The sequence below is a fragment of the Luteibacter sp. P4_E6 genome (assembly GCF_056401535.1).
Genome location: NZ_JBFUJE010000173.1, coordinates 1 through 7,680, shown reverse-complemented (window position 1 = coordinate 7,680; position 7,680 = coordinate 1). Strand labels below are relative to the sequence as shown.

At 65.5% G+C, this 7,680-nt stretch carries 10 protein-coding genes; 5 read left to right on the top strand and 5 right to left on the bottom strand.

The window, feature by feature from the left end; all coding sequences use genetic code 11:
* The 5 genes from AC1DT2_RS11925 to AC1DT2_RS11905 all read right to left on the bottom strand — a co-directional run.
* On the bottom strand, positions 1-822 hold an 822-nt coding region (locus AC1DT2_RS11925; RefSeq protein WP_477296399.1), incomplete at its 3' end, for a flagellar hook protein FlgE.
* 21 nt (positions 823-843) lie between these two features.
* On the bottom strand, positions 844-1,500 hold the full coding sequence (locus AC1DT2_RS11920; protein ID WP_477296397.1) for a flagellar hook assembly protein FlgD: 657 nt from the start codon (positions 1,498-1,500) through the stop codon (positions 844-846).
* A gap of 9 nt (positions 1,501-1,509) precedes the next feature.
* Complete coding sequence (gene flgC / locus AC1DT2_RS11915; RefSeq protein ID WP_213948715.1) at positions 1,510-1,923, bottom strand: flagellar basal body rod protein FlgC; 414 nt, start codon at positions 1,921-1,923, stop codon at positions 1,510-1,512.
* Positions 1,920-2,339 (bottom strand): flagellar basal body rod protein FlgB, encoded by a 420-nt coding sequence (flgB, locus tag AC1DT2_RS11910; protein WP_477296395.1) that lies wholly within the window; start codon positions 2,337-2,339, stop codon positions 1,920-1,922. The genes flgC and flgB overlap by 4 nt, the downstream gene beginning before the upstream one ends.
* A gap of 195 nt (positions 2,340-2,534) precedes the next feature.
* Positions 2,535-3,452, bottom strand: coding sequence for a chemotaxis protein (locus AC1DT2_RS11905; protein ID WP_477296394.1), 918 nt, complete (start codon positions 3,450-3,452; stop codon positions 2,535-2,537).
* A gap of 150 nt (positions 3,453-3,602) precedes the next feature.
* Here AC1DT2_RS11905 and AC1DT2_RS11900 point away from each other — a divergent pair, with 150 nt between their 5' ends.
* The 5 genes from AC1DT2_RS11900 to AC1DT2_RS11880 all read left to right on the top strand — a co-directional run.
* Positions 3,603-4,910, top strand: a complete 1,308-nt coding sequence (locus AC1DT2_RS11900) for a methyl-accepting chemotaxis protein (protein ID WP_213948712.1) — start codon at positions 3,603-3,605, stop codon at positions 4,908-4,910.
* Positions 4,907-5,608: a flagellar basal body P-ring formation chaperone FlgA gene (gene flgA / locus AC1DT2_RS11895; RefSeq protein ID WP_477296393.1), complete on the top strand. Its 702-nt coding sequence runs from the start codon at positions 4,907-4,909 to the stop codon at positions 5,606-5,608. Before AC1DT2_RS11900 ends, flgA begins: the two co-directional genes overlap by 4 nt.
* A gap of 103 nt (positions 5,609-5,711) precedes the next feature.
* Positions 5,712-6,017: a flagellar biosynthesis anti-sigma factor FlgM gene (gene flgM / locus AC1DT2_RS11890; RefSeq protein WP_063571686.1), complete on the top strand. Its 306-nt coding sequence runs from the start codon at positions 5,712-5,714 to the stop codon at positions 6,015-6,017.
* Positions 6,014-6,460: a flagella synthesis protein FlgN gene (locus AC1DT2_RS11885; RefSeq protein ID WP_477296391.1), complete on the top strand. Its 447-nt coding sequence runs from the start codon at positions 6,014-6,016 to the stop codon at positions 6,458-6,460. Before flgM ends, AC1DT2_RS11885 begins: the two co-directional genes overlap by 4 nt.
* A 52-nt stretch (positions 6,461-6,512) precedes the next feature.
* A partial coding sequence (locus tag AC1DT2_RS11880; RefSeq protein WP_477296390.1) for an EAL and HDOD domain-containing protein occupies positions 6,513-7,680 on the top strand: 1,168 nt, incomplete at its 3' end.

Sequence of the window (7,680 nt, the reverse complement as noted above, 5' to 3'; positions counted from 1 at the left end):
ACCGAACTGCGTGACCTTGCTCATGTCGACGGTGAGATTGAGTGGCGCGGCACCCGGGTTCGGCGATACCGAACCGTAGTTGAGCTTGCCGCCGGCCGGGGTGATGATCGCGCCGCCCGCACTGAAGGTCATCTGCTGGGCCGTACCGATTTCGGTACCGTCGACGGTCATGTGCGTGTTCCACGTATTGGGATTGGTCGCATCCTTCACGTAGTACATGTTGACCGTATGCGAGGYACCGAGGGAATCGAAAGCCTGGAACGTCGACAGCGTGTTGTAGGTCTTGTCGTTGGTCGGATCGAATGCGCCACCGGTCGGCGCCGTGGCGCTCGCGGCAAGGTTCGCGGTCAGGCCGATGGCAGCCGACGCCTTGGCGGGACTGGAACCGGTGGTCAGTTTCAGGTCGGCCAGGCTGCTGATATCGAAACCGCCGTTGGCAGTCGGCGGATAGACCTGCACGTTCTGGCCGGTTGCATTGACAACGTTCCCGTTCTCATCGGGATGGAAGTTGCCCGCGCGGCTATAGGAGTAGCCCGAGCCGTCACGCAGGGTGAAGAAACCCGCGCCGCTGATGGCAAAGTCGTAGGAGTTACCGGTCTGTGTCGCGGCACCGTCGCTGAACTGCTGGGAGATGTTGGTCAGGCGCACGCCGCTGCCGGYGACCTGGGCCGAAAGATTGTTTCCGGCTGCCGAGTAGACCTGCGAGAACTCGGCACGCGAGCCCTTGAAGCCCACGGTATTGACGTTGGCGATGTTGTTCGCAGTGACTTCCAGGTCGGAAGACGCCGCATTGATGCCGCTTAGGGCGATGTCGAATGGCATGGTGGAGGTTCCTTGCTGGAGTTACAGGATTTGCGCGATCTGGCTGAGCAGGGCGCCGCCGAAGCCGGCTACCTGCACGTAGGTTCCATCGGTACCGGAGGCACCGACGCCTTCCACCTTGCCGCGAACGAAGGTATCGATCGCCGTGCCGCCGGAAGTTGCGGACATCTGGTAAACGCCGTCGGGCAGCTGCGCGCCGGTGTCGGACTTGCCGTCCCAGTCGAACTTGGCGAGGCCGGCGTCCGGCTGGCCGAGGTCGATCGTGCGGACGACGTTGCCCGCGGTGTCCTTGATCTGCACGTTGACGTAGGTCCCGGAGGTGCCCACGTTCACGGCGCCGCTGAGCGCGGAATCCTCGAGCTTGCCGGCGGTCGACGGCACGAGCACTTCCTGGCCCACAAGAGCGGCAGCGCGCACGAACTGGTCACCGGTGAGGCCGGATGCCAGCGTGTCGAACGAGGCCTGCAGCTCCTGTGTCGCTGCCACCTGAGAGAACTGCGCCATCTGGGCCACCATCTGGGTGGAGTCCATCGGCTTGGTCGGATCCTGGTTGGTCATCTGCGTGACCATGAGCTTGAGGAAATCCGACTGGCTCAGCGTCTGCTGCTGCAGCTGGCCGGTCGATGATGATGACGATGATGAAGACGAGGAACTGTTACCGCTGACGGCGTCTACCATGGGAATTCCTTACTTGCCGAGGTCAAGCGTCTTCTGCATGAGCTGCTTGGCGCTGTTCATGACTTCGACGTTGTTCTGATAGGAGCGCGACGCGGAGATCATGTTGACCAGCTCGTCGACCGTGTTGACGTTGCTTTGATAGACATTGCCGTTCGCGTCGGCGAGCGGATTGGACGGCTCGTAACGTGCCTGGATCGGTGCCTGGCTTTCGGTGATGCCGAGCGTGCGCACGCCGCCGTTTTCCATCTGCCCGTTGACCTGCTGCTGCACGGCCGAAAACAGTGGCTGCTTCGCGTGATAGGCGCCGGCCTCACTGCTGGCGATGCTGTCCGCGTTGGCCATGTTGCTGGCCGTGGTGTTGAGCCGGGCCGACTGGGCTGCCATGCCGGAGCCGGCGACGTCGAAAATCTTGAGCAGGCTCATGAGCTGGATCCTGAAATGGCCATGCGCATGGCATGGATCGACGAGGTAATGAAGCTGAGCGACGCCTGGTAGTGGATGGCGTTGGCGGCGAACTGGGCCTGTTCGACCTGGGTATCTACCGTGTTGCCGTCCATCGTGGGCTGGGTCTGGACGCGATAGGCGAGCTTGTCGGCGTCCGTCGCGGCGAAGGCCGGGTTGCCACCGATATGTCCGGCTTCGGTTGCCGTCATCTGCAATCCCGGGCCATCGGCCGTGCCACTGGCAGCGGTCATCGCCTTGCGGAAATCGAGGTCGCGCGCGAGAAAGCCCGGCGTGTCGGCATTGGCCAGGTTCGACGAAATGACTTCCRCACGGCGCTGCCACAGGCCAAGGGCCTGGGCGTGTACGCCTAATAGCGGATCCGGTTTGTCGATCATGGGCTTGACCCCCTCGTTAGCTTGGCCCGAGGGGTTGAGCAAGAGGCGTGCCACGCCGGACCCAGACATGCGAAACGGCGCCGTGGCGCCGTTTGTGTGGGATCGAAGCGATGATCTGGGCGAACGTGCCGGAATTCTGGCGCCCTGCCTGATGGCGTCGGCGACGGATGACCGTCGCAGGCGGCAACGCCGGTATCAGGTAGGCAGGAGGTCCAGCACCGCGGTCGCGAGGATGTCCGGCTGGAACTTGGCGATGAATTTGTCCGCACCCACGCGAGCCACCATCGCCTCGTTGAAGACACCGCTCAGCGAGCTGTGCAGGAGCACCTTCATGTGCCGCAACTGCGCATCCTCGCGGATGGCGGTGGTCAGCGCGTAACCGTCCATCAACGGCATTTCGATGTCCGATACGACCAGGTCCACCCGATCGGCAACGGGGCCGCCGGCCATCGTGCGCAGCTTGTCGAGCCCTTCGCGTCCATCCTTGGCGATGACGCATTCGAGGTCCATCTTGCGGAACAGATCGACCAGCTGCGTGCGGGCGACTGCCGAGTCGTCGACGACCAGGATGCGGCGATTGCCGGCCTGCTGCACATGGGCGGCCTGCTGGACACGATCGGAAAGCTGCACCACGGTGGGGTCGACGGAAGCCAGTACCTGCTCCACGTCCACGACCGCGAGCAGATCGCCGTCCAGCCGGGTCACCGCATTGACCCGCGAGCCGTAGCCGAGCGCTGCCGGAGGCGCATTGAGGTTGGCACCATCCACATGGACGATGCGATCGACATCGGAGACCAGAAATCCCTGAACCGAAAGGTTGAATTCGGTGACGATCAGGTGTGCGCTGTCGACGCTGGCAAGCGCCGGATAGCCCATGGCGGCAGCGAGGTCGATGACCGGGATCGTGCTGCCCCGATAGTCGAAACTGCCCGAGACCAGCGCGTGCATGCTTGGCATCCGCTCCAGGCGCGGCCGGCGAAGCACCTCGCGCACCTTGAACACGTTGATGCCGAACGCCTGTCGATCACCCAGGCGAAACAGCAGCATCGCCACGCGGTTATGGCCCGCCAGACGGGTAAAGGTTTCCACGGTGTCGAGCAGCGGTCGGGCCATGACGTGCGAGGCATCTACAGAAGGTGTCGCGAACGGTATCGGCGGCTCTGGTCGTTTCTGTAGCCGCGCTGATGGCACGCCGATTGCATGACTCAAGTCCTGAGGCTCCCGACCGATTAAGTGGGGCGACCATCCGATGAAAGCGAAATCATGACCCTCCTCTGGAGCCAGCACGTCCGCCTCCTCGCCCACGCAGCCGCCCAGGGCGATGCGGCGCGCGTTCGCGCCCTCTCCGCACAGTACCCGGCCGCTGCCAGCGCCCTTGGCGCCCTGCTTAAGCCTGCGGAGCCGCGCACCGCGCCGGCAACGACCATCCAGGCGATCGAGCAGCAGGGCATGGTGCTGACCAACGCCCAGGCGCTTGGTGGCACCCTGCTGGAACTCGGCAAGGTAGTCGAAGGAGCCCGCGACACCGCCGGACGTTTGACGGACGCCAGCGCCAGGATTTCGACAGCGCTCGACCAGGCCTACGCCGGCGCGGTCGGCATGGGCGAGTCGGGCAGCCAGGGCCTGGCCACGGCGGGCGACCTCGACGGCCAGCTGCGTCTGCTTCGCAGCGCACTGTCGGGCATGAGCCGCAACCACGCCCAGTTCTCCGAATATTTCACCGCGATCCGCAAGTTGACCGCGACGGTGCAGGACATCGCCCACCAGACCAACCTCGTTGCGTTGAATGCGGCCATCGAGGCCGCACGTGCCGGTGAAGCCGGTCGCGGATTCGCGGTCGTTGCCGACGAGGTCAAGCAGCTCGCGGAAAAGACGACCCAGGCAACGGCAGAAATCGACCAGACCACCGAAGCTGTCGGCCAGTTCGCCGGTCARCTCGACGACGCGGTGCAGAACAGCCTGCGTCGCCTCGACCAGACCCAGTCGGGCATCGCCGGCATGCAGGCTTCGATGGGCCGCGTGGACGAAGCCGCCCGCGGCGCGCGTGGCAACATCGACGCGGCCCGCGAAGGCATGGGCGCGTTGCAGGGCCGCATCGCTGCGATCCAGGCCACCCAGGGCACGCTCGGCCGCGTGACCAACGAGGCTCGCCGCCAGGCCGACGCCGCCGCCCGCGCCGCGGTGCTTGCGCATCGGCTCGGCCTGAGCCGCCTCGAAACCGAGGGCGATCTCGACGCCGCCAGCCTCAGCCAGATGATCCGGGAAGCCAGCCAGGGTCTTCGCTTCGCCGTGGAACTCGCCTCGCGCGATCCGGCCAGCCTCGATCGCCGTTGGCTCGACACCACCCCGCTCATGCGTTGCATCGACCAATTCCGCGTGCGCCGGCCGGATAGCCCGACCGATGGCATCCGTGCCGCCGGTGAACGCTTCTCCGCGCTCGCCTCGCAATACGCCATCACGCTGGGCGAAGGCCGGCATGCAGACGCAGGCCACATGGTCGCCGACCTCAACCGGGAACTGGATGCGATCACCCAGGGCCTGTCGGCATCGCTGGCGGAACGCGCCGCGTGAAGGCATCCACCTTCGCCCGCGGTATCACCGTGACCGCCCTGCTCGCCCTGCCGCTATGCGCATTGGCCGGGCAGACGGTGGAATCGGTACGCGCGGCGGCGGTGACCTGGCTGCTACAGAACCGCGCCCTGCCCGGCGCACGCATGACCGCCGACGCCGACTCGCTCGATAGCCGGCTTCGCCTGACCGAATGCCCGAAACCGCTCGAGTCCTCACTGCCCGGCAACCGGCCACTCGGCGCACGCGTCAGCGTGGCCGTGCACTGCCCCGTCCCGGGCGGCTGGACGGTGCGTGTGCCGGTCCGGGTCAAGATGTTTACCAACGTGCTGGTGACCACCCGGCCGCTGGCACGCGGCGATGGCGTCGGCGCGGGTGACGTGCACACCGAAGAGCGTGACGTGGCCAGCCTCGCCTATGGCTACATCGCCGAACCGGGTCAGGTCGACGGCCGCTCCCTGGCCCGTCCACTGAGTGCTGGCACCGTACTGACACCCGGCATGCTGGCCGGTCGACAAGCCGTGCGCATCGGCGACTCGGTCAGCATGCAGGCCGACGTCGAGGGCGTGGTCATCCGCGTCGCCGGCGTGGCCATGGGCGCCGGCGATACCGGCACCCGCCTGAAGGTCCGCAACGCCTCATCCGGAAAGGTACTCGACGCCGTGGTCACCGGCCCCGGCACCGTCGCGGTACTGCCATGAACAAAATCCCAACCCGGTCACACTTCACGGCCCAGGGCCAGTTAAAGTTCGCCGACAGACCGCCGATAAAGGGTTTGAAGGACACCAGCTCCGAGGAACACACATGACGACGACGATCAAACCCGGTATCCAGGCCCCGCAGCCCCAGGTGCAGCTTCGCACCCAGAACCAGGCTGCAGGCTCCGCCGCCTCCACGCAGGGCGCCAGCGCCGTGCGTCCGAGCGACGACAGCGTCAAGATCACCGACTCGGCCAAGGCGCTCGACGCCGCCAGCCGTGGCGATGGCATCGACACCAAGCGCGTCGACGAAATCCGCAGCAAGCTGGCCGACGGCACCTACAAGCCTGATTCGCAGGCCATCGCGAGCAAGTTTCTTGCGATGGAAGGCCAGATCGGCGGCAAGGCATGACCGATCCGCTCGGCTCCGACTTCGACGCGGCCGTTCGCGCCGTCATGGRCGAACTCGCCCGTGAGGTCGACGCGCTGCACGCCACCCTGATCGACGAGCGCATGGCGCTCGATCAGGCTGACACGCATGCGCTCGACACCGTCAGCCGGGTGAAGGGCAAACAGCTCGACCGCATTGAAAAGCTCGACACGGAGCGTCGCCACCTGGGCGACGCCGCCGGCGTCGACACGCTGAACGATGCGCGCTGGACACACACGATCGAACGCCTGGTCGAGTGCCGCAAACTCAATGAAGTGAACGGCCGCATTGTCGGCCAGCGAATCGGCCACGTTCGTCAGGCGCTTGCGCTGCTTGCGGGCGATTCGCCGGGTGGATCGACCTACGGCCCGAAGGGCGACACCGCGCGGGTAAAACTGCGTTCCGCCACTATCGCGCAGGTTTAATCCCACCCACAAACATCCCCAGGCTCACCCAGACGGCGCACCAACAAAAGCAATGGCAGTGACCCCCCAGCCGACAGCGGTGAATGACGACGGTATCCTCCCGATCGTCCGCGTGCCCATCCTGGACAGGAAGCAGGCGCTCTTCGCCTACGAACTCCTGTTCCCCCGCCCCATCGGCAGCGATATCGACGCCGCGGCGCTTGCACATACGCAGGCGACGCTGAGCGCTATCGCCGATGGCAGCCTCAAGCGCCTCGTCCGTGACAATCGTGCTTTCCTGCACATGTCGCCGCAGCTGCTCCTCGAGCACGCGGACATCCTTCGCCACAACGCGCGGCTCGGCGCCAGCATCAGTGCCGATGTCGGTACGGATGACCACTTGCTGGAGAAGCTTCGCGAGCTGAAGGGCCATGGCTGCCTGTTCATGCTCGAAGACTTCAACCTGCCCGCCGATCCCGAACACCGGGCCGGCGTGGACGCGTTGCTGCGTATTGTTCAGTTCGCGAAGGTCGCGGTGGATCATCGCCATCCGGTCGCTGCGCGCGCGCACATGGACTATGTGCATGCGTTCGGGGTCAAGGTAATCGTCACCGGCATCGATACGCACGAGACCTTCGTCGATTACGCCGACCAGGATGTCGACGGCTTCCAGGGCAAGTACCTGCTGCGCCCCGAGCGCGTGGATATGCCACGCCTCGCCCCGAGCAAGCTCGGCGTGCTGCGTCTCATGGGCGCCCTGCAGGATCCCGAGAACGGCCCCGTCGAACTGGGCAAGATCATCCGCGACGACGCTGTCCTCAGCTACAAGCTGCTGGGCTGCGTGAACTCCGCTTACTTCGCCCTGCCCCGCCAGCTGAAATCGGTCGAGCAGGCCGCGGTGTTCTTCGGCGTGAACCGCATGCGCAACTGGATTTTCACCATGGCCGTGTCCGGCATGGACGAGCGCCCGCCGGAACTGCTTCGCCTCGCGCTTATCCGCGCCCACATGTGCGAGAAGCTGGCCCGCACAATCAAGCCCGAACTGCAGGAAATGGCCTTCACGGCCGGCCTGTTCTCGCTGCTCGACACCCTGATGAATGTCTCCATGGCATACGTGCTCGAGCACCTGCCACTGGCGATTGAAATCCGGGAAGCGCTGCTCGAAGGCGCGGGTCCGTTCGCGCCGCTGCTTGACCAGATCCGCCACTGGGAACAGGGCGAACTGGAGAGCGACTCGGCGC